13 protein-coding genes are annotated in these 18386 nt (G+C 73.2%); 8 read left to right on the top strand and 5 right to left on the bottom strand.

Translation table 11 applies throughout. The features are described 5' to 3' along the window. Nucleotides 1–7 precede the first annotated feature (7 nt). Nucleotides 8–1048, bottom strand: coding sequence for a radical SAM protein (locus tag Nocox_RS01520; RefSeq protein WP_033408692.1), 1041 nt, complete (start codon nt 1046–1048; stop codon nt 8–10). A gap of 303 nt (nt 1049–1351) precedes the next feature. Continuing rightward, complete coding sequence (gene lanL, locus Nocox_RS01515) at nt 1352–4132, bottom strand: class IV lanthionine synthetase LanL (RefSeq protein ID WP_020542534.1); 2781 nt, start codon at nt 4130–4132, stop codon at nt 1352–1354. A gap of 188 nt (nt 4133–4320) precedes the next feature. Here lanL and Nocox_RS01510 point away from each other — a divergent pair, with 188 nt between their 5' ends. Then, nucleotides 4321–5157, top strand: a complete 837-nt coding sequence (locus Nocox_RS01510) for a phosphotransferase enzyme family protein (protein WP_033408777.1) — start codon at nt 4321–4323, stop codon at nt 5155–5157. Here Nocox_RS01510 and Nocox_RS01505 read toward each other — a convergent pair. Then, the gene (locus Nocox_RS01505; protein ID WP_020542532.1) at nt 5144–5929 is read right to left on the bottom strand and encodes an endonuclease/exonuclease/phosphatase family protein; all 786 of its coding nucleotides are present in this window, start codon (nt 5927–5929) and stop codon (nt 5144–5146) included. The two genes, Nocox_RS01510 and Nocox_RS01505, sit on opposite strands and share 14 nt — an antisense overlap. A gap of 122 nt (nt 5930–6051) precedes the next feature. Here Nocox_RS01505 and Nocox_RS01500 point away from each other — a divergent pair, with 122 nt between their 5' ends. The 3 genes from Nocox_RS01500 to Nocox_RS01490 all read left to right on the top strand — a co-directional run bounded on the left by Nocox_RS01500 (nt 6052) and on the right by Nocox_RS01490 (nt 11388). Continuing rightward, on the top strand, nt 6052–6507 hold the full coding sequence (locus tag Nocox_RS01500) for an iron chaperone (protein ID WP_020542531.1): 456 nt from the start codon (nt 6052–6054) through the stop codon (nt 6505–6507). A 120-nt stretch (nt 6508–6627) separates the two neighbouring features. Beyond that, the gene (locus Nocox_RS01495; protein WP_020542530.1) at nt 6628–8007 is read left to right on the top strand and encodes a PQQ-dependent sugar dehydrogenase; all 1380 of its coding nucleotides are present in this window, start codon (nt 6628–6630) and stop codon (nt 8005–8007) included. 57 nt (nt 8008–8064) lie between these two features. Continuing rightward, nucleotides 8065–11388 (top strand): ATP-binding protein, encoded by a 3324-nt coding sequence (locus Nocox_RS01490; RefSeq protein ID WP_157382961.1) that lies wholly within the window; start codon nt 8065–8067, stop codon nt 11386–11388. Here Nocox_RS01490 and Nocox_RS01485 read toward each other — a convergent pair. After that, on the bottom strand, nt 11369–12004 hold the full coding sequence (locus tag Nocox_RS01485) for a hemerythrin domain-containing protein (protein ID WP_020542528.1): 636 nt from the start codon (nt 12002–12004) through the stop codon (nt 11369–11371). The genes Nocox_RS01490 and Nocox_RS01485 overlap by 20 nt on opposite strands. Nucleotides 12005–12538: 534 nt before the next feature. On the opposite strand from Nocox_RS01485, the gene Nocox_RS01480 reads away from it, so the two are divergent. Then, nucleotides 12539–14134, top strand: coding sequence for a TROVE domain-containing protein (locus Nocox_RS01480; protein WP_020542527.1), 1596 nt, complete (start codon nt 12539–12541; stop codon nt 14132–14134). A 25-nt stretch (nt 14135–14159) separates the two neighbouring features. Here the strand turns inward: Nocox_RS01480 and Nocox_RS01475 are convergent, their stop codons facing one another. Next, nucleotides 14160–15275: an ROK family transcriptional regulator gene (locus Nocox_RS01475; RefSeq protein WP_026214199.1), complete on the bottom strand. Its 1116-nt coding sequence runs from the start codon at nt 15273–15275 to the stop codon at nt 14160–14162. Between the two features lie 90 nt (nt 15276–15365). Here Nocox_RS01475 and xylA point away from each other — a divergent pair, with 90 nt between their 5' ends. From xylA to Nocox_RS01460, 3 genes are read left to right on the top strand one after another with little or no spacing between them, the layout of a single operon-like run. After that, complete coding sequence (xylA, locus tag Nocox_RS01470; RefSeq protein WP_020542525.1) at nt 15366–16517, top strand: xylose isomerase; 1152 nt, start codon at nt 15366–15368, stop codon at nt 16515–16517. After that, on the top strand, nt 16514–17257 hold the full coding sequence (locus Nocox_RS01465) for a sugar phosphate isomerase/epimerase family protein (RefSeq protein WP_020542524.1): 744 nt from the start codon (nt 16514–16516) through the stop codon (nt 17255–17257). The genes xylA and Nocox_RS01465 overlap by 4 nt, the downstream gene beginning before the upstream one ends. Then, nucleotides 17254–18357, top strand: a complete 1104-nt coding sequence (locus Nocox_RS01460; RefSeq protein ID WP_020542523.1) for a Gfo/Idh/MocA family protein — start codon at nt 17254–17256, stop codon at nt 18355–18357. The genes Nocox_RS01465 and Nocox_RS01460 overlap by 4 nt, the downstream gene beginning before the upstream one ends. The last annotated feature ends 29 nt before the right edge of the window (nt 18358–18386 follow it).

Here is an 18386-nt window from a genome sequence, read left to right as displayed (position 1 = left end):
CTAGGGGTCAGGTGGAGTCCGGCCCGAATGACAAAAGCCGTCGGTCGAGTCTCGCCCGTACCGCGTCCGAGCCGAAGTGGTAGTCGATGCGCCGGGCGGCCTCCGCCCATTGCCGCATGGTGCGGGCCGGCGACAGCGCCGCCACCACGAAGGGGTCGCTCCAGCGGGCCCTTGCCCGCTTCCAGAGGACCTCTGCGGGCTCGTGCAGGATGTTGCCCACGGTGCCCTCGTACATGGGCATCGCGCGTGCCTCGCCGTCCGGTTCGAGCTGGAGGGCGTTGATGACGGCGCCCTTGGCGACGAGTTCGGGGTGCATCTGGAGGATGCGGTTGTCGGTGCTCGTGACGGTGACGGATTCAGGGGCCAGCGTACGCAGCCGTCGTCCATGGGCGGGATCGTTCAGAAGCTTGATCTGTTCCTCGGTGAGCAGTTCGTGCTCGTCGAATCCGGGCCGGTTGGCCAGTCCGCCGGGAACGACCGCGCCGAAGGCGATGAATCCCAGTTCCGGGAATCGAGGGGCGACGACCTCGCAGAGGGCTGCCATTTCCGTGAAGTTGCGCTGCAGCAGCACGCAGTCGATCCCGAAGGACACGGGTCTTCCGCTCCGGGTCCTGTGCTCGGCGCTGATCTCGTCCAGCAGTCGCAGTGCTCGCATCGCGTGCGCGAACGATCCCTTTCTCGCGCGGATCCGGTCATGGGTGCCGGGGGTCGCGCCGTCCACGCTCACGGCTATCCGGCCGCACGTCTCGGCCAGGCGGCGCGCCGTCTCTCCGGTCATCGCCCAGCCGCTGGTGTAGAGGGCCACCTCCAGCCCCGCGCCCGCCATCCGGTCGATGACCTCGACGATGTTCCTGACCAGCAGGGGTTCGCCGCCGGCGATGGCGACGCCTTGCGGGCGCATGGCCACGATGGCGTCGGCCACACGCAGCATGTCCGCGTCGCTCAACCGGCGGGAGGGCCGCCTGCCGGATTCGGAGTAGCAATGGACACAACGCAAGGGGCAGGCATAGGTGACGTCCCAGATCACGCCGTCCGGCAGGTCGCTCATGGCCGATCTCCGTGATCTCTCGATGGTCGTGGGAGCAGGCGGTCAGGGATGAGAGGCTCGGGCGGGCGCGGGGCGCGGAGCCCGAGCCCCTCATCCGGTGGTGGCGGCGGCGCGAACTCAGAACGTCGAGTCGCAGGTCAACGGCATGCAGCTGGTCGTGCAGCTCACCGTGCAGGTCGGCGTCTGAGGCCAGCGACCATGCTCACGAGTGCCCGAAGGCATGGTCTGCAGGACGTCGATGTCGGTCGTCATAGAGGTTCACCTCCTTCCTGGGTACGGGCGGCGGATGAGGCATCAGGGAGTTCACCGCCGAAGGCCCGGCGTGGCGGGCAGCCAGAGGCGCGGGCCGCCGTGCCGCAGCCGCAGCAGCATGCCGAGCACCCCTGCCAGGCCGGTGTTGTAGCCGGCGGAGACACCCTGGAGGGACTGGTCAGGGACGACCATCCGGCCGTCGTGGAGCGCGTGGCGGGCGTGTACGGCGGCCGCCAGTTCCCCGGCCCACCCGGCATAGCGGGCATCGCCCGTCGCGTCCGCCAGGTCGAGCAGGAACTCGGCGTTGCCTGCCAGGCCGTGGCAGGCGACGGGAAGCGAGTACCAGCGGTCCTGCCGTACGGCGGCCGCCGCCTGGCGCGCCAGCTCCAGATGGCGGGGCTCCTCGGTGACCAGGCCGAGCCGTACGAGGAAGGTGCCGACTCCCGAGGAGCCGCTGCACCAGTTGGTGAGCCGCTCCCGGCCGTCGGGCCTCTCACCGCTGGGCCACCACGCGCGGCCCCGTTCCAGGATCGCCACCTCGGCCAGTGCGGCGCCTGCCTCGGCGGCGAGCTCCACGTAGTCGGGTCGGCCCAGGCAGGTCCCGGCCAGCAGCAGGAAGGTTCCGATCCCCGCGATCCCGTGGGCGAAGCCGTAGTGCGCCACCCCGGCCAGGCCGGAGGGGAAGTCGGCGGGTATCCGCCAGAAGATCCCCTCCTGTCGTCGCTGCACCGTCTCCACCAGAGCGTCGGCGTACGCGAGCGCCCGCTTGGCCAGAGCCGGTTCTCCAGTGGCCTGCCACAGGTGCAGGGTGGTCAGGCCGGCGCCCGCCGCCCCGTGGCAGACATCCGGGTTGGGCCAGGTGGAGGGCAGATCGTGGGCCAGTGCCAGGGCGCGTTCCGCCAGGGGCTCCTCGCCCAGGTGGACAGCCGCGTCGTGGAGGGCCCAGGCCGTGCCCGCGCGGCCGAAGTACAAGCCGGGGAGGATCTTCGGAACCGTACGCAGCCGCGCGTCGATCCAGTGCGCGGTCCGGCGGATCGCGTCGTCCAGGCCCGGGCAGAGCCCAGGGTCCGCCTGAGCGGCCCTGACCAGGACGGCGAGTACGCCCGCCGCCCCGCACTGCACGTTCAGCGGGTCGCTGTCGTCGGGCAGCGGCCCCGGGGGCCACAGCCGTGGCGCCTCCTGCCCCGCCATGGTGGCGATCAGGTGGGCCAGGCCGTCGCGGAGCAGGCGATCCCGCGTCGCCGGGGTGATCCGGTCGCCGGGCGTTCTCCTCGCGACCGGCCGGGCGGGGAGGGAGCGCACGAACTCCCGCGCCCGCTCCAGGGACCAGCGCCGTTCCGGCTCGTCGGCCATCAGGCCGGACAACAGCGGAGCGAACCGCCGCAACGTCGGATGGGAGTGACCGACCGTGTCCGTCAGCAGCATGAGCCGGTCGTGGGCGCCGCGCGCGTCGGCCCGGGGAAGGTCCTGGATGAGGTCGGGTTCGATCCCGGTGATCAGGAAGAACACCAGGGCGCCCAGGGAGAACAGATCGGCGGTGCGCTCGGGCGACGGTCCCACGTCAGGCGCGAACACCACCTCTGGGGCGCCGTACCCCGGCGTGTACGCGCGGATCACCGGACGCCCGGGCTCCGCGACCGCCTCCAGGTCGATCAGGCGCAGCGTGCCGTCCGGGGCGACCATCACGTTGTTGTGGGACAGGTCCCGCAGCACGAAGCCGCGCCCGTGCACGGCGGACACCAGGTCGATCACCTTGCCCGCGAGCTCCGCCGCCGTGCCGGCGTCCAGGCCCAGCGTGTGGGCGTAGTCCTGCCGGTGGTTCAGCCGGCCCAGAAGATCGCTGACCCAGACGCGCAAGGACGTCCCCGGCAGGAGTTCTTCGGCCAGAAAGAGGTTGTCGCCCTGCGCGAAGAGGTCGACCTTGCGAGGGGTCAGCCCGAGCGGGGCCAGGGCGTCGAGCGTGGCGGCCTCGCTCCGCAGCAGGTCCCTGGAGTCGGTGTCGGTCAGGGCGCCGCCGACGTGGGCGCGGGCCTCCTTGATGATGACCTCGTCACCTGTGAGCTGGTCGGTGGCTTGATACACGCCGCCCTTGTTGCTGTGCTTCAGCGCCCGGGTGACGACGAAGCGGTCGTTCAGCAGGACTGTCGTGCCGGGCGGCGCGGGCTCCCGCTCCGGCTCCGGCTCGCGGTCCGGCTCCGGGGACGGGGACGGGGGCGGCCCGGCCCAGGGAGGCGGGGAGAACCAGGCCTGGCGCTGGTCGGCGACCGTCGTCCCGTCCGGGGCGCGCAGTCCCGGCTCCAGGGCTCCGTCGTTGCTCAGGTGCGGCACACCGGTGAAGGCGCCGTACCGGTAGTGCACCAGGCTCCCAGGCCGCCACGGCCGATCCGACAGGATCTTCGGCCCGGGAAGACCCGCCGTGGCGCGGTGCAGCTCCTCGGCCAGGATGGCGCACTCGTCGTCCCCGGCCGGGTAGGCGGTGATGAACTTCCCCGCGCCGCCCCGGTCGTAGTTGCGGCTCACCAGCAGGACCACCTCCTTCAGCCCTGCGGCGAACTTGAAGGGGCAACCCCGGCGTACCAGCACCTCGGCGGCGCGGGCCAGCACCACAGGCGACGACAGCGGCGTCGCCGACACGTGCAGCTTCCAGCCCTGCGCCCGGCGGGTCCAGTGCGGCGGCTCCACCCGGTGCCAGAAGCCGGACCTGGCCGATGTCCAGCCGGAAGCCGCGCGGCGGCGTAGCACCGCGTCGGCGATGTCGGCGAGCAGGCTCTCGGCGTCGTCGGCCGGGTCGTTCCCGAGGCTGGTCCCGTGCGGGGGGATCGCGTTCTCCATGCGGGCGGTCCTCCGTCCCTCCCTAGGAGCGGCAAAGGTCGATCGGCGGCAGTCGCCTCTCACTGGGGCAGGGCGTTCCATCCCGTTCCACGGCGAAGGCGGAACGGCGTCGCAGAGGGCTTGGTATCGTGCCCGGGTCGTACCGTTTGGAGAAGGTGGCCGCGTTCGAGGGGGAGGGCCGGGCGAGGATGCAGGCTTCAGATGTGTCGCGCGCGGTGGCCGCGGCCAGGTCGATCGTCTCATCGTTCGGGCTGACGGCCGACGACGCGATCGTTCTTCATGACTCCAACAAGCTCACCCTGCGGCTGTTGCCGTGTGACGTCGTGGCCCGGGTGGCGCCGGCGGCGGATCAGGTCGCGCGGTTCGAGGTCGAGCTCGCCCAGAGGCTGGCCGGGGCCGGTTGCCCTGTGGCTGCTCTCGACCCTCGCGTGGAGCCGCGCGTCCATGAGCGTGACGGGTTCGTGGTCACGCTGTGGACGTACTACGAGCCTGTGTCGTCTCGGGAGATCTCGCCGATCGATTACGCCGAGGCCCTCGAACGGCTGCACGCGGGCATGCGCGAGGTCGATGTCCCGGCGCCGCACTTCATGGATCGGGTCGAGCACGCTCAGCGGCTCGTGGCGAGCCGCGAACTCACTCCGGAACTCGCCGACGCGGATCGGGAGCTGCTCGATGACACGTTGCGGAGGCTGAGGCGGGTGATCGGCGAGCGCGGCGCCGCCGAGCAGCTTCTGCACGGCGAGCCGCACCCGGGCAACGTGCTCAGCACCGAGCACGGGTTGCTCTTCATCGACCTGGAGACGTGTTGCCGTGGGCCGGTCGAGTTCGACCTCGCTCACGCGCCGGAGGAAGTCGGCGAGCACTACGCGGGGATGAGTCCGGCCCTGCTGCGCGAGTGCCGGACCCTTGTGCTCGCGATCATCGCGACCTGGCGGTGGGAACGCGGCGACCAGCTCCCGAACGGGCGGCGGCTGGGCGCGGAGTGGCTCGACCGGATCCGGGCGCTCGGGGTCACCTCCGGCTGATCCAGGCGTGCAGGGGGACGTGGTCGGACCAGGTGCCGCGGGCGCGGTCGAGGAAGCAGCGGCGTACGCGGCCGTCGCCGGCGAACAGGTAGTCGATCTTGCGTTCGCGGGTGGCGTACGTCCAGCGGTTGCGCGGGTCGCATTCGTCGCGGCCCTTGTAGGCGACGGCGGCGTCGCGCGGCGTCAGGTTCAGGTCGCCGCCGACGACGTCCGCGCGGAGCTTCAGCAGCTCGCGGAGCTGGGCGTGCCGGTAGGGGGCGCCCTTCTGGCGGTCGTCGTTCCGCATGCCGGAGGAGAGGTGGCTCGTGCAGAACGCGCGGTCGGTCGTGCAGATCGCGTAGCGGCGGGGGCCCCACGGGGGCGAGGTGAGCGGGTGCACCTCGAAGTGGCGGTCGTCGCCGGCGACGGCCAGGGTGACGCTCTGTGTGCCGCGCGGCCTGCCGGTCCGGTCGGGGTGGCACTCGTACGGGGAGCCGTCCGGGTGCGTGAGCGGGGCCGACCTGACGCTCCAGGCCCGTCCGGTGCGGGTTTCCAGCTCGCGTTCCAGGTCGGCGTCCGCGCCCGTGCAGAACTCCTGGAGGAAGATCGCGTCGGTCCTGGTGGCCAGTACGGCGACGTGCCAGGCCAGTTCGGTGGTGGAGCGGCGATGGAGCGGGCAGGCGGCGTTCGTGCCCGCGCAGACGTTCCAGGTCATGACGTGCAGGGTCGGCGCGTGGAGTCCGGGGGTGGTCTGCACCGGCAACAGGGCGGCGATCAGGATATGTCCGATCATCGTCGCTGATTTCATCACACACGCTCCCGGTGCGCCTCAGGTCAGTTTTCAAGAAGCCGGACGGGCAGGCACCTCCCTAGCATGGGAAACGCCCAACAAGCAGCACCACGGGAGGAACCGGCATGAGCGCCGCCAAGAACACCAAGGCCACCACCTTCGAGGGGTTCACGGAGGAGGAGCGGGCGGCGATGAAGGAGCACGCCCAGGAGCTGAAGAAGGCGGCCAGGCGTGGCTCCAAGAAGGCCGACCTGGAGCAGGACGTGCTCGCGAAGATCGCCGAGATGGAGGGGCCGGACCGGGAGATGGCCGAGCGCATCCACGCCATCGTCAAGGCCGGCGCGCCCGAGCTCGCGCCGAAGCTCTGGTACGGGATGCCCGCGTACGCCAAGGACGGCAAGGTCCTCTGCTTCTTCCAGCCCGCCACGAAGTTCAAGACCCGCTACGCGACGCTCGGCTTCAACGACGTCGCGAACCTCGACGAGGGCACCATGTGGCCGTCCGCCTTCGCCCTCACCGAGCTGGGCCCCGACGAGGAGGCGCGGATCGCCGCCCTCATGAAGAAGGCCGCGTCCGGGTGAACGTTTCATCGAGGCGGCGCAGGTGGGCGGGGGTCTCCCGGGACGGCGCGTTGAGACAGCGCCGGAGGGATGCCTAGGGTACTGACAGCGGTATGCCCCGATCCGGTCAAGGAGTCCGTCATGCGGCGCGGTCGCGTCATCCCGGCTCTGGTCCTGGCCCTGCTCGCGTTCCTGGTCACCGCGCCCGAGGCGCGGGCGCAGGCGGTGGGCGGGTTCGACTTCGACCGGGCGGAGGTGGCGGTCACGGGGCTGGAGGTGCCGTGGGCGATCGCGTTCCTGCCGGACGGGAGCGCGCTCGTGTCGGAGCGGGGCACCGGCCGGATCATGCAGGTACGCCCGGGGCAGCCGGCCACGGCGGTCGCCACGATCAGCGGGGTGAGCGCGTCGGGCGAGAGCGGCCTGCTGGGGCTCGCCGTCTCGCCGTCGTACGCGCAGGACGGCTGGGTGTACGCCTACTTCACCAGCACGGCCGGGGACAACCGGCTGGTCAGGCTGCGGCTCGCGGCGCCCCAGACGCAGCCGGCGCTGCTCACCGGCGTGCCGAGCGCGACGATCCATGACGGCGGGCGGCTGGCGTTCGGGCCGGACGGCATGCTGTACGTCTCCACCGGCGACGCCGGCACGACCGCGAACGCCCAGAACCTCAACAGCCTGGCGGGCAAGATCCTGCGCCTGACGCCCGAGGGCGGCGTGCCGGCCGACAACCCGTTCCCCGGCTCGCGGGTCTACAGCTACGGCCACCGCAACGTGCAGGGACTCGCCTGGGACGCGCAGGGCCGCATGTACGCCGCCGAGTTCGGCCAGAACACCTGGGACGAGATCAACCAGATCGTGGCGGGCGGCAACTACGGCTGGCCGACCTGTGAGGGCGTCTGCTCCGGCTCCTCCTTCCGCAACCCGATCGTCACCTGGACGACCGCGGAGGCGTCGCCGAGCGGCCTGGCGTACGCGAACGGCACGCTCTTCGCGGCGGCGCTGCGCGGGCAGCGGGTGTGGGCGGTGCCGCTCACGGCGAGCGGCACGGCGGGCACGCCGGTCGCCGAGCTGCAGGGCGCGTACGGGCGGCTGCGCGCCGCCGCGGTGGGGCCGGACGGCTGGTTGTGGCTCTCGACCAGCAACCGGGACGGCCGTGGCACCCCGGTCGCCGCCGACGACCGGATCATCCGGGTCCCGCCGTCCGGCGGCGGCCAGCAGGACGCCTGCGCCGTGACGGCCACCACCCAGACCCAATGGGGCAACGGGTACGTCGTCCAGCCCGTGACGGTCACCAACAACGGCGCCGCCTCGATCAGCGGCTGGACGGTCACGTTCACGCTGCCGGCCGGCCACGCCGTCACCGGCTCGTGGAACGCCGCCCTGACGGTGAGCGGCCAGACCGTGACGGCGCGGAACGCCGGGCACAACGGCTCACTCGGGCCGGGGCAGAGCACGACGTTCGGGTTCCAGGCCGGCCGGCCGGACGGGAACACGCAGCTCCCGTCCGGCTACCGCTGCGCCTGAACCCCGGCCGGCCGCCGCGGATTGCCAGGAGCTCGCCTTTTGCCCCACTCTGTGCGGGTGACCCATGGACCGTTCCCGCCCGATCCGGAGGAACCGCCCGCGCTCACGCTCCGCGTGCTCGGCCCGCTCCAGGCCGAGACGCACGGCCGGACCGTGGACCTCGGCCCCGCCCGGCAGCGGGCGGTGCTCGCGCGGCTGGCCGTGGCCGGCGGGCAGGTCGTGTCCACCGACCGGTTCATCGACGACCTGTGGCGGGGGCAGCCGCCGCCCAAGGCGCTGGCCGCGCTCCAGGTGTACGTCTCCAACCTGCGCCGCGTCCTGGAGCCGGACCGGCCGCCGCGCGCGCCGGCCCGGGTCGTCGTGAGCGCCCCGCCCGGCTACCGGCTGCGGCTGCCGGACGACGCCGTGGACGCCTGGCGGCTGCCCCGGCTCGTCGAGGAGGCGGGCGCGGCGCTGCGGCAGGGGGCGGGGGCGGTCGCGTACGAGCTGCTGAACCGGGCGCTCGGGCTGTGGACCGGGGCGGCGTACGGGGAGTTCGCCGACGAGGAGTGGGCCGTGCCCGAGGTGGAACGGCTGGCCGAGCTGCGGCTGCTGGCCGTGGAGCACCGGGCCGAGGCCGCGCTGCTGCTGGGCAGGCACGCGGAGGTCGTGGCGGAGCTGCGCGGGCACGTGGAGCGGCATCCGCTGCGGGAGAGCGGCGTACGGCTGCTGGCGCTGGCCTGTTACCGGGCGGGCGGGCAGGCGGAGGCGCTGTCCGTGCTGCGGCGGGCCAGGGAGCGGCTGGCGGACGAGCTGGGCGTGGACCCCGGGCCTGAGCTGCGGGCCCTCGAACAGGACATCCTCCGCCACGCCGACACGCTCCACGCCCCGGAGCACACCGGACCCACCGCCCAGCCCACCGCCCGCTCCGCCCAGCCCGCCACCGCCCAGCACCAGGAGGCCGCGCCCGAGGAGCCTGGGGAGCCCGAGGAGCCCGCGGTCCCGGTGCTCGTCGGCCGGGCCCGCGAGCTGGCGATCCTGCGCGAGGAGGCTGCCCAGCCCACCCACCGCACCGTCTGGCTCGGCGGCGAGCCGGGCGCGGGCAAGAGCACGCTGGCCGAGGCGTTCGCGGCCGAGCTGGCCGGGCGTGGCTGGCGGGTGGCGTTCGGCCGCTGCCCGGAGACCGACGGCGGGGCCCCGCCCGCGTGGGCGTGGAGCGAGATCGTCCGCCGGCTCGCCGCGGAGCACCCGCCCGAGGACCCGGCCGGGCTGGCCCCGCTGCTGCACGACGGCGTTCCCATCCCCAACCAGTTCCTGCTCGCCAGGGCCGTCGCCGGCTACCTCGCCTCCCGCGCGCCCCTGCTGGTGGTGCTGGAGGACGTCCACCGCGCCGACGGCGAGACGCTGCACCTGCTGCGCCACCTGCCGCGGACCGCCCGCCTCCTGGTGGTGGCCACCTTCCGCCCCGCCGAGACCACCGAGGACCTGGGGACGACGCTCGCCGCGCTGGCGGCGGGCAGCCGGCACGTGGAGCTGTCGGGACTGGGCGAGGACGCGGTCGCCGAGCTGCTGGAACGCCACACCGGGAAACCTCCCGACGCCGCGACCGTGCGCGCGGTGCGCGAACGCACGCTGGGCAACCCGCTGTTCGTGTGCGAGATCGCCCGGCTGCTGGCCTCGGAGGGCCCGGGGGCCACGCGGGCGCTGCCGCCCGGCGTACGCGACCTGATCAGGCGCAGGATCGCGCGCCTGCCCGCCACGGCGCAGACCGTGCTGCGCAACGCCGCCGTCGTCGGCCGCGACGCGGACGTGGACGTGCTGGTCGCGCTGCAGGACGGCGACGAGGACACGGTGCTCGACGGCCTGGAGGCCGGGGTCATGACCGGCCTGCTGTCCGAGCCGGGCCCGGGGCGGGTGCGGTTCACGCACGTCCTGGTGCGGGAGGTGCTGTACGAGGACACGGCGCGGATCCGGCGTACCCGCCTGCACGGGCGCGTGGTGGCGGCCCTGGAGCGGCTGCGGCCCGGCGAGGTGGCGGCGCTGGCGCACCACGCGCTGGAGGCCGGGGCGCAGGGCGCGGTCGGCCACGCCAGGGCGGCGGCGGCGCAGGCGGCCGGGCTGCACGCGCACCGGGAGGCGGCGGCGCTGTGCCGGGCGGCGTTGCCGTACGCGGGTGACGACGCGACCCGGCTGGAGCTGCTGTGCGGGCTGGTGTCGGCGCTCGGCCACGCGGGCGACGTGGCGGGGGCGGTCGCGGCGCGGGCCGAGGCGGTCCGGCTGTCGCCGGGGGTGCGCGCGCTGACCTCGTACGACGCGCCGGTGATCTGGACCATCCAGCCCGACACCCGCTACGACGCCGAGTTCGTCGCGGCCGTGGAGCGGGAGCTGGCGGCCGGGCACGGGCCGGAGGCGCGCTGCCGGCTGCTCGCCGCGCTGGTCTTCGCCCTGGAGGGCCACGACGACGAGCGGGTGGAGGCCGCCGGGGCCGAGGCGGTGGCGCTGGCCCGCGAGCTGGGCGGGCCCGACCTGCTGTGCCTGGCGCTGAACGCCCGCTACTTCGCCGTGCTCGCCCCGGAGCGGCGGGAGGAGCTGGCCGCGCTGGGCGGGGAGCTGCTGGAGCTGGGCCGGGCGCACCGGCTGGTCGGCTACCTGACGCTGGCGCACTTCGCGCTGCTCATGGCCGCGCTCGGCCGGGGCGACCTGGAGGCGGCGGGCCGGCACGCCGACGCCGGGCTGGAGTCCTCCACGAGCGGGCAGCTCGGCCTGTCGCTGGTCGTCCTGTCGCTCTTCGGGGCGCTGCGGCAGCTCGTCGAGGGCGACTTCGACGCGGCCGAGGAGGCGTACACCGCGATCACCCGGCAGATGGCCGAGCGCGGCGCGGTGAACGCCGAGGCGATGGGCATGCTCAGCAGGTTCGCGGTGCGCCTGGCGCGCGGCGACGTACGGGACTCGCTCCCCGAGCTGTCCGCCCTGCACGCGCGCCTGCCGAACGCCGGGACCCGCGAGCTGTACGCCCGCGCCCTGGCCGAGGCCGGCGACCCGGACGCGGCCCGCCGGGTCTGGCGGCCCGGCGAGCGGCACTCGCGCGACTACTACTGGCTGCTGTGGGAGGCGATGCACGCGCAGACCGCGGTGGCGCTCGCGGACCGCGAGGCGGCCGAGCGCTGCTACGGCACCCTGCTGCCCTGGGACGACCGGGTGGCCGGGCTCAGCAGCGGCTCGGTCACGCTCGGTCCTGTCGCGCTGGTGCTGGGCGACCTGGCCCGGCTGCTGGAGCGGCCCGGCGCGGGCGCGCACTACGCGCGGGCGGCGGAGGTCGCTGAGCGGATCGGCTCGCCGCACTGGGCCGCGGCCGCCCGCGAACGCCTCGGCCAGGCGGATGTCACACGGCCCCGAAGATGAGCCGCTGGCGGCGCCGGTGACCGCGGCTGAACACCGCGATCAGCGCCCCGAGCACCGGCCCCGCCGCCTTGCGCAGCTCGGCCAGCTCTTCAGGACGCGCGTACTGCGCCATGCGCGGCAGGTCGAAGGCGGTGTCGCCGCCCTTGCGCACCTCGGTCTCGACGGTGTGCCAGTCGGCCTCGGAGACGTACTTGTCGATGATCGGGAACAGCAGCCGTTCCTCCTCCTCGATGTGCTCGTCGAGCAGGTCGGCGAGGACGCCGAGGTTCTTGGCCAGGCGCCTGGGCGCGGCAGGGTCCTTGCCGAGCCGCCCGGCCGCCTGGGTGATCTCCTCCAGCAGCGGGTCGAGCTGGGTGTGGTCGTCCGTGAGGTCGGTCAGGTCCACCTCGGCGCCGGCCGAGCGGACGATCACCGGCCAGAGCACGTCGTCCTCGGCCTTGTGGTGGTGGTGGATGCCGGCGCACAGCTTCGTGGCGAACGTGGCGATCGCCTTGAGCCTGGCGGCGTCGGCCTGCTCGTCGCCGGCGGCGATGCCGTCCATCACGCGGGCCAGGCGGCGCGTGTCGCCGCGCATGGCCCGGTGGGTGATGCGGAATCCGATCGTGTTGGGCGCCATGGGGTCACTCCTCAGCTAGGGAACGCCACCAGGGTGCGCCCCCGCTCTTGGGCGCTTCTTGGTGTCGGCTTGGCAGCCGCTAGCGGGACTGACATTTCCTGAATAGCCGGAAATAGAGGTGTGAAACGTCACGCCCATCACTATGGTGGGAAGCGCTTCAGGTGCGAAAGCTCCGGTTCCTTCATCTCCTCTGTTGAATGAAACAGACCCGGCGCCAATGTGTTCTCTGAAGCTCACAACTGGATATGCACCTTCCCGGTGCGCCGGCAAGAGGCTGTCGCCCATTCGGTGGGCAGTCCGTCGCCGCTTTGACCTCGGGAGGGATACGACTTCAGAGCGTGCCCGGTGCGCAGGCATGGGTTACTTCCTTTGGGAGGGTGGTGTTGCAGGTTCGAGTCCTGCCACCCCGCACTCGCGGGGTGTAGCTCAATTGGCAGAGCACACGAACAGTCACCTATGCCGACCTTGTCCTCGGGCGCGACCTCTTTGGGCGGAACCCCTCTCGACCACCATTGAGAGGGGTTCCGTCGCGTCATGAGCAAGTTCAACACCACGGGCACCCGGCCCGCCGTCTCCAGCCCGGTCAAGACCGGGGCGCCCCCGTCCGGCGCCACGCACGAGGGCGCGCCCGGCTACGCGAGGGACGTCAAAAGCGAGCTTTTCCTGCTCGCGGTGTCGAACATGGTCGGCGAGGACACCTTCTACGAGAAGGCCGGCGACCGCGACGACCGCTTCCGCGCTCTCGTCCACCAGGTGGCCGTGTCCGACGTCGCGTGGCTGGCCCGGTTCCTGCCGTGGCTGCGCGGTGAGGCCAACATGCGTTCCGCGCCGATCGTCGCCGCCCTCGAAGCGGTCAAGGCGCGCCTCGACGCGGGCGAGCAGGGCATGAACCGGCAGCTCGTCAACGCGGTGCTGCAGCGCGCGGACGAGCCCGGCGAGGCGCTCGCCTACTGGACCTCCGCCTACGGCCGAGCCATCCCGAAGCCGGTCAAGCGCGGCATCGCCGACGCCGTCCAGCGGCTCTACAACGAGCGGAACCTGCTCAAGTACGACACCGACTCCAAGGGCTACCGGTTCGGCGACGTGATCGAGCTCGTCCACCCCTCGCCCGCCGCGGGCAAGCTGTGGCAGGGCGACCTGTTCCGGCACGCCCTCGACCGGCGCCACGGGCGTGACGGCGACATCCCCGAGTCGCTGGCGACCCTGCGCCGGCGCGCACACCTGATGTCCATCCCGGTCGCCGAGCGGCGCGCGATCGTCGCCCGGAGCGGGTCCGACGCGGTCGCGGCCACGCTCGCCGACGCGGGCATGACGTGGGAGGCGCTCGCGGGCTGGCTGCAGGGGCCGATGGACGCCAAGGCGTGGGAGGCCGTCATTCCGTCGATGGGCTACATGGCCCTGCTGCGGAACCTCAGGAACTTCGACCAGGCAGGTGTGCCGGACGACGTGGCAGGCCAGGTCATCGCCAAGCTCGTCGATCCGGAGCGGGTGGCCCGGTCGCGGCAGCTCCCGTTCCGGTTCTTCTCCGCCTACCTCAACGCGCCGTCCTTGCGCTGGGGGCATGCGCTGGACAAGGCGCTCACCCTGGCGACGTCGAACGTGCCCGCCTTCAAGGGGCGGACGCTCGTGCTCGTGGACACGTCCGCGTCGATGACGTCCAGCCGCGTCTCGCGCAATTCGAGCGTGTCACCGGCTCAGGCGGCGGCCCTGTTCGGGATCTCGCTCGCGGTCAAGGGCGGCGTGGACCTGTACGGGTTCGCCGATGGCGTGTTCAAGCACGAGGTCGGCAAGGGCTCGTCGGTGCTGCGCGAACTGGATCGGTTCGTCGCCCGCACGGGTGAGGTCGGTCACGGCACGCAGATCGCCGCGTCGGTCCGGCGCACCTACTCGGGCCACGACCGGGTCATCATCCTGTCCGACATGCAGACCATGGGCGGCTACTACGCCGGCAACGTCACCGACGCGGCGCCGAAGCACGTCCCGATGTACGGCTTCAACCTGGTCGGCTACCAGCACGGCGCGATGCCCAGCGGCAGCGGGAACCGGCACGAACTCGGAGGGTTCTCCGACTCGACCTTCAAGCTGGTTCCCCTGCTTGAGGCGGGCCGTGACGCGGATTGGCCGTTCTGACCCGTGCCATCGTGGGGACGCGCGGTCAGAGGCCGAGGGTCTGGGCGGGGTCGGCGAGGACGCGCTGGATGACGAGCCCGGCCGCGCCGAGCACCGCCGCGTCCGCGCCGATCCCCGACACGACGAGCGGGGGCGGCGTGCCGCGCATCGGGGCGAGCCGGGCGCCGAGCCCGTCCGTCACGGGCCCGCCGAGCCAGGGGAAGAGGGGGGCGTAGACGCCGCCGAGCACGATCCTGCCGGGGTCGAGCAGGTGCACGGCGGAGGTGAGCGCCACCCCGAGCGCGTCGCCGGCCCGCGCGCACGCCTCCAGGGCCCGCGGCTCGCCCGCCTCCAGCCGCTCGACCAGCTCGGTCACCGACTTCAGGGGGCCGAGGAGCGCGTCCTGGCCGGCGTACACCTCCAGGCAGCCTCGCCCGCCGCACCGGCAGGCGGGCCCGTCGGGCACGACGACGACGTGGCCCAGCTCGCCGGCCAGCCCGTACGTCCCCCGGAACAGCGCCCCGCCGACGACGAGGCCGGCGCCGATGCCGATCTCGCCGGAGACGTACAGGAAGTCGGCCTCCCGCGAGCCGAACCACAGCTCGCCGAGTGCCGCGAGGTTGGCCTCGTTGTCGACGGCGAGCGGCAGGTCGCCGGCGAGGCCGGCCACCCGTACGTCCCGCCAGCCGAGGTGCGGCGCGCTCCGCAGCACGCCGTCCTCCACGGTGCCCGGCACGGCGAGCGCGGCTCCCATGACGCGCAGCCCGTCGGCCGCGGCGGCGTCGGTGGTCTCGCGGGCGAGGTCGCGCAGCAGGCCCAGGACCTCGGCGGGGTCGGAGTTGCGGTTGTCGGCGGGGCGGGTGCGGCGCAGCCGTACGGCGCGGGTCAGGTCGACGACGCAGGCGGCGAGGTAGTCGATGTTGACCTCCAGCCCCAGCGTGGCCACGCGGCGCCCGCTCAGGCTGACGGCCACCCCCGGCCGGCCGCGCTCGCCGCCGCGCACGGCTCCGCCCTCGCTGACCACGCCGGCCTCCAGCAGGTCGGCGACCAGGCTGGAGACGGTGGTCTTGGTGAGCCCGGTCCGTTCGGCGAGCGCCGCGCGGGTATGGGGTCCGGTGCGGTGGATGGCGTCGAGCACTACGGCCAGGTTACGGGCGCGCATGGAATCATGCCGTACTCCTCTTGACGACACCCGGTCCACCTCCTCAGGATTATGTACAGATTATGGACTAAACAACCGGAGCGCAGGAAAATGACCGCATTCATCCCGACCCCCGATGATCGCTTCACCTTCGGCCTCTGGACCGTCGGCTGGCAGGCGCGCGACCCGTTCGGCGACGCCTCCCGGCCCGCGCTCGACCCCGTCGAGACCGTCCACAAGCTCGCCGAGCTCGGCGCGTACGGCGTCACCTTCCACGACGACGACCTGCTCGCCGTCGAACCCGACCGCGACAAGGCCATCGCCGCCTTCAGGAAGGCCCTGGACGAGACCGGCATGAAGGTCCCCATGGCCACCACCAACCTCTTCACGCACCCGGTCTTCAAGGACGGCGCGTTCACCAGCAACGACCGCGACGTGCGCCGCTACGCCCTCCGCAAGGTCATGCGCAACCTCGACCTCGCCGCCTCGCTCGGCGCCACCACGTACGTGTGCTGGGGCGGCCGCGAAGGCGCCGAGTCCGACGCCGCCAAGGACGTCAGGGCCGCGCTCGACCGCTACAAGGAGGGCCTGGACCTCCTCTGCCAGTACGTCATCGACAAGGGCTACGACATCCGCTTCGCCCTGGAGCCCAAGCCCAACGAGCCGCGCGGCGACATCCTGCTGCCCACGATCGGCCACGCCCTCGGCCTGATCGGCGAGCTGGAGCACCCCGAGATGGTCGGGCTCAACCCGGAGGTCGGCCACGAGCAGATGGCCGGGCTCAACTTCGTCCACGGCATCGCCCAGGCGCTCTGGCACGGCAAGCTCTTCCACATCGACCTCAACGGCCAGCACGGCCCCAAGTTCGACCAGGACCTGATCTTCGGCCACGGCGACCTCAAGAGCGCGTTCTTCCTGGTCGACCTGCTGGAGCACGGCGGCTACGACGGCCCGCGCCACTTCGACTACAAGCCGCTGCGCACCGAGGACCCGCAGGACGTGTGGGACTCCGCCGCCGCCAACATGCGGACCTACCTCATCCTGCGCGAGAAGTCCCGCGCCTTCCGCGCCGACCCCGAGGTCCAGCAGGCCCTCGCCGCCTCCCGCGTGACCGAGCTGGCCCAGCCCACCCTCGCCGCCGGCGAGACGTGGCAGGACCTCGCCAAGGACGACTTCGACGTCGAGGCGGCCGCCGCGCGCGGCTTCCACTTCACCCGGCTCAACCAGCTCGCCCTCGAACACCTCATGGGAGTCCGCGGATGAGCACGCCGATCAGCGTCCAGCTCTACACCGTCAGGGATGCGCTGGCCGCCGATCGCGACGCCGTGCTGCGGCGGCTCGCCGGGATGGGCTACACGGCGGTCGAGCCGTACGACCCGGCCGCCGACCCGGAGGGCTTCCGCAGGGTGGCCGACGACCTCGGGTTACGGGTGTCGGCCACGCACGCGTACGCGCTGCTCACCGAGGACACGAATGCCGTGCTCGACGCGATCGCCACGATCGGCACCGATCTGGCGATCGTGCCGGGCGGCATCGCCCACGAGGAGTTCACCACCCCCGACGGCCTGCGGCGCACGGCCGACCTGCTCAACGGCCTGGCCGAGCGGGCGGCCGGGCACGGCGTGCGGATCGGCTACCACAACCACTGGTGGGAGATCGAGCCGCGGATCGACGGCCGGCACGCCCTGGAGGCGCTGGCCGACCTGCTCGCGCCCGAGGTGTTCCTGGAGATCGACACCTACTGGGCGGCGGTCGGCGGCGCCGACGTGCCCGCCCTGCTCGGCCGCCTCGGCGGGCGCGTCCTCGCGCTGCACGTGAAGGACGGCCCGGTGGTCAAGGGCGAGCCGCACACCGCCGTGGGGGCGGGCGCGATGCCCGTGCCCGCCGTCCTCGCCGCAGCGCCGGACGCCTGGCGGGTCGTCGAGCTCGACGAGTGCGCGACCGACGTCTTCGGCGCGCTGGCCGACAGCCACGCCTACCTCACCTCCCTGGAGGCCCTTTGACCGCAGGCCCCGTCGGCGTCGCCCTGGTCGGCGCCGGTGTCATCAGTGGCCAATACCTCCGTAACCTCACCTCGTTCCCCGACGTGCGCGTGCTCGCCGTCGCCGACCTCGACGCCGGGCGGGCCGCCGCGGTCGCCCGCGAGCACGGCGTGCCCGTCTCCGGCACGCTCGCCGACGTGCTCGCGCTGCCCGAGGTCGAGCTCGTCGTCAACCTCACCGTGCCGGCCGCGCACGCGGCCGTCGCGCTGGAGTCGCTGCGCGCAGGCAAGCACGTGTACGGCGAGAAACCGTTCGCCATGAACCCCGCCGAGGGCGCCGCGATCCTCGCCGAGGCCGCCGCGCGCGGCCTGCGGACGGGCGGCGCGCCCGACACCTTCTTAGGCGCCGGGCTGCAGTCCGCCCTGCACGCCCTGCGCTCCGGCCTCATCGGCGAGCCGGTCGCCGTCACGGCGGCCACGCAGAGCCTCGGCCCCGAGTCCTGGCACCCCAATCCCGAGTTCTTCTACCAGCCGGGCGGCGGGCCGCTGTTCGACCTCGGCCCCTACTACCTGACCGCCCTGGTGTCCCTGCTCGGCCCGGTCGCCCGGGTCGCGGCGAGCACCCGCAGGGCCCGCGTGGAGCGGGTCGTGGGCTCCGGCCCGAAGGCGGGCGCCACGTTCCCCGTGGACGTGCCCACCCACGTCAACGCCCTGCTGGACTTCCCCGGCACGGCGACGGCGGCGGCCACGTTCAGCTTCGACTCCCCCGTCAACCGCCGGATGATCGAGATCATCGGCACCGAGGGCGCGCTCTCGCTGCCCGATCCCAACACCTTCGAGGGGCCGCTGCTGGCCCGCGGCGCGCACGACACGGACTGGCGCGAGCTGCCGGTCTCGGGCACCACCACGAGCCGGGGCATCGGCGTCCTGGACCTGGCCAGGTCGCTGCGGGCGGGCACGCCGCACCGGGCCTCCGGCGAGCTGGCGTACCACGTGCTGGACCTGATGACCGCGATCGCCGAGGCGGGCGAGCGCGGCGAGTTCCAGGCGATCACCTCGACCACGACCGCGCCCGAGCCGCTGCCGGACGGCTGGGACCCGCACGCCGCGACCCTGGCGTGAGACCGGGGCGGCGCGGGGGCGGCACCCGC

The sequence above is a fragment of the Nonomuraea coxensis DSM 45129 genome (genome assembly GCF_019397265.1).
GTDB lineage: Bacteria > Actinomycetota > Actinomycetes > Streptosporangiales > Streptosporangiaceae > Nonomuraea > Nonomuraea coxensis.
Note: the sequence above shows the minus strand (reverse complement) of the source record. Positions and strands in the feature narration are given on the sequence as shown.

Coding starts and splice junctions, on each gene's coding strand:
- Nocox_RS01520 (WP_033408692.1), bottom strand. CDS start 1,048: ATGAGCGACCTGCCGGACGGCGTGATCTGGGACGTCACCTATGCCTGC.
- lanL (WP_020542534.1), bottom strand. CDS start 4,132: ATGGAGAACGCGATCCCCCCGCACGGGACCAGCCTCGGGAACGACCCG.
- Nocox_RS01510 (WP_033408777.1), top strand. CDS start 4,321: ATGCAGGCTTCAGATGTGTCGCGCGCGGTGGCCGCGGCCAGGTCGATC.
- Nocox_RS01505 (WP_020542532.1), bottom strand. CDS start 5,929: ATGATCGGACATATCCTGATCGCCGCCCTGTTGCCGGTGCAGACCACC.
- Nocox_RS01500 (WP_020542531.1), top strand. CDS start 6,052: ATGAGCGCCGCCAAGAACACCAAGGCCACCACCTTCGAGGGGTTCACG.
- Nocox_RS01495 (WP_020542530.1), top strand. CDS start 6,628: ATGCGGCGCGGTCGCGTCATCCCGGCTCTGGTCCTGGCCCTGCTCGCG.
- Nocox_RS01485 (WP_020542528.1), bottom strand. CDS start 12,004: ATGGCGCCCAACACGATCGGATTCCGCATCACCCACCGGGCCATGCGC.
- Nocox_RS01480 (WP_020542527.1), top strand. CDS start 12,539: ATGAGCAAGTTCAACACCACGGGCACCCGGCCCGCCGTCTCCAGCCCG.
- Nocox_RS01475 (WP_026214199.1), bottom strand. CDS start 15,275: ATGCGCGCCCGTAACCTGGCCGTAGTGCTCGACGCCATCCACCGCACC.
- xylA (WP_020542525.1), top strand. CDS start 15,366: ATGACCGCATTCATCCCGACCCCCGATGATCGCTTCACCTTCGGCCTC.
- Nocox_RS01465 (WP_020542524.1), top strand. CDS start 16,514: ATGAGCACGCCGATCAGCGTCCAGCTCTACACCGTCAGGGATGCGCTG.